Here is a 2763-nt window from a genome sequence, read left to right as displayed (position 1 = left end):
CAGCGCATGTTTGGTATTTATGCTGCGTTATCGCCTATTTATGGGGAGCAACCACACTACATAGGCTCTGCCTTGCCTAAAAACCAAACATACTGCTGCAAATTCAACAACCAAAGGTCAACACGCCCTAGCTACAATCGCAAAAAATAATCCTAGCAAAATAAATAACACGCCACTGATCTGTAATAGTAATTTTTTCATATAACACACCTCATTACTTGTTAGTATGAGTATAATTTAAGCTGCATTAAAATCGACTAAAAGAGTGTTACAAACTGTAAAATCTTCAATTTCTATTCGCCATCACCATGATATAATTAGTCAAATGCCCTAAAATATCGCCGTCATGATAGCAACAATTACACAGCAAGATGCCGCGACAGAACTTGTCGCAAACTACCTAGATACCATTGCAAACCAAGGTTTTAGTGGAGATACCGACGCAAGTTATGCAACGCGTATTACCGCTTCAACCGATAACAGTGTGTATCAGCAAATACCGCAAGGTGTTATTTTTCCAAAAAGTGAAAAAGATATTCAGCTCGCATTGCAAACAGCATCTCGCGACCCGTTTTTATCATTAACTTTTGGTCCTCGTGGCGGTGGAACAGGCACTAACGGACAATCGTTAACACCTGGTATTGTTGTAGATTTGTCTCGCTATATGCGCGAAATCCTCGAAATAAATGTAGAAGAAGGCTGGGTACGCGTTCAAACCGGCGTAATAAAAGATCAACTTAATGACTTTTTAAAACCTTATGGCTTTTTCTTCTCACCCGATTTATCTACCAGTAACAGGGCAACTATTGGTGGCATGATAAGTACTGACGCATCGGGGCAAGGCTCGTTAGTTTACGGTAAAACGAGCGATCATGTTTTAGGGCTAACAACTTATTTAGTTGATGGCACACCTATGTGCACCTCCCCAATAGACATCGACAAAGCACAAATTATAGCGAATCAAGACTCACTAATTGGTAGTTTATATAAAACAGTTTTAGATATATCAGTTAATGAACGCGCTGCTATTTTAGCTAAGTTTCCACGGTTAAATCGTTTTTTAACCGGCTACGACCTAGAGCATGTACTAAGTGATGACTTACTTACCTTTGACATGAGCCGACTAATAACGGGTTCAGAAGGCTCATTAGGTATAGTAACTGAAGCAAAATTAAACCTAACGCCTATTGCCGAATTCAAAACGCTTATTAATATTAAGTATGATAGTTTTGACTCAGCACTTCGTCATTCACCATTTTTAGTCGATGCACGTGCAACATCGGTAGAAACCGTTGATAGCAAAGTTTTAAACTTAGCGCGTGAAGATATCATTTGGAATTTAGTATCGGACTTAATAACCGACGTACCAAATAAAGATATGCAAGGCCTTAACATGGTCGAGTTTAATGCAGTATCAAACGATGATATAAAAGACAAAGTAGACACGCTTTGTAAGCTTCTAGATGAATGCGTAAAAAATCAAACTAATGGCGTTATTGGTTATCAGTTAACCAGTGATAAAAGCGATATACTAAAAATTTACGCAATGCGTAAAAAGTCAGTGGGTTTATTAGGTAATGTAAAAGGCAGCCAAAAACCTCTCGCCTTTGCAGAAGACACCGCTGTACCGCCTGAAAATTTAGCAGATTATATTGTCGAATTTAGAGCATTACTCGACAGTCATAATTTACAGTATGGTATGTTTGGCCATGTTGATGCGGGCGTTTTACACGTACGCCCAGCACTTGATATGTGTGACCCAGAACAAGAAAAACTACTTAGAACTATTTCAGATCAGGTCGTAAAACTAACCGCTAAGTACGGCGGTTTAATGTGGGGCGAGCACGGTAAAGGTTACCGTAGTGAATATAGCCCTGAGTTTTTTGGTGAGCATTTATATACGCAACTTCGAAAAATAAAAACAGCTTTCGATCCTAACAATCGCATTAACCCCGGTAAAATATGTACTCCTATCGATAGTGAAGACTCACTAGTTAGTGTAGATGGACAAAAGAGATCGCACTTCGATAAGCAAATATCAATAGAAGTTAAAACCAGTTTTAACAATGCAATGACCTGTAATGGTAATGGCATATGCTTTAATTACGATGAAAATTCACCTATGTGTCCATCGTATAAAGTAACTGGCGATCGCCGTAACTCACCAAAAGGACGCGCAAGTTTAATGCGCGAATGGCTTCGTCTACAAGAGTCAAAAAATGTAGATTTACTCGAAGTAGAAAAGCAACTTAACAAAGGTGAAGTCATTACCTGGTGGGAACGTTTTGTTCATAGCCGCGAAAAACGAAAAGGTATTTACGACTTTTCTCACGAAGTAAAAGCGTCAATGGATGAATGTTTAGCATGTAAGGCATGTACAACAGCATGTCCAATTAAAGTAGATGTACCCACTTTTCGTTCGCGCTTTTTAAATTATTATCATAGTTATTATGCACGCCCGCTAAAAGATTACCTTGTTGGTAACATAGAAAACAGCGCGCCATTAATGGCAAAGTTCGCTAAAGTCATAAATCCAATTGTTAAAACATCATTAGTTAGTAATGTTATTAAAAAAACGGTTGGCTATGTTGATACACCACAGTTAAGTATTCCTGCACTTTCAAAGCGTGTTACTAAAACACAAAAATTCGATTTTGATTTACTAAATAAATTAAATGCAGAGCAACAAAGTGAATATGTATTAATAGTACAAGACCCATTTACGAGCTTTTACGAAGCGGAATTAGTAGAAAGTTTTATTAC

The 2763-nt window shown here is 38.0% G+C and carries 1 protein-coding gene; it reads left to right on the top strand.

All coding sequences use genetic code 11. From position 1 onward, the window contains the following. Nucleotides 1-346 precede the first annotated feature (346 nt). A partial coding sequence (locus GQR46_RS18355; RefSeq protein ID WP_165741961.1) for an FAD-binding and (Fe-S)-binding domain-containing protein occupies nt 347-2763 on the top strand: 2417 nt, incomplete at its 3' end.

The sequence above is a fragment of the Pseudoalteromonas sp. Z1A6 genome, from assembly GCF_011378745.1.
Classification (GTDB): domain Bacteria; phylum Pseudomonadota; class Gammaproteobacteria; order Enterobacterales; family Alteromonadaceae; genus Pseudoalteromonas; species Pseudoalteromonas arctica.
The sequence above is the reverse complement of the archived record's forward strand: the minus strand, read 5'-3'. Positions and strand labels throughout refer to the sequence as shown.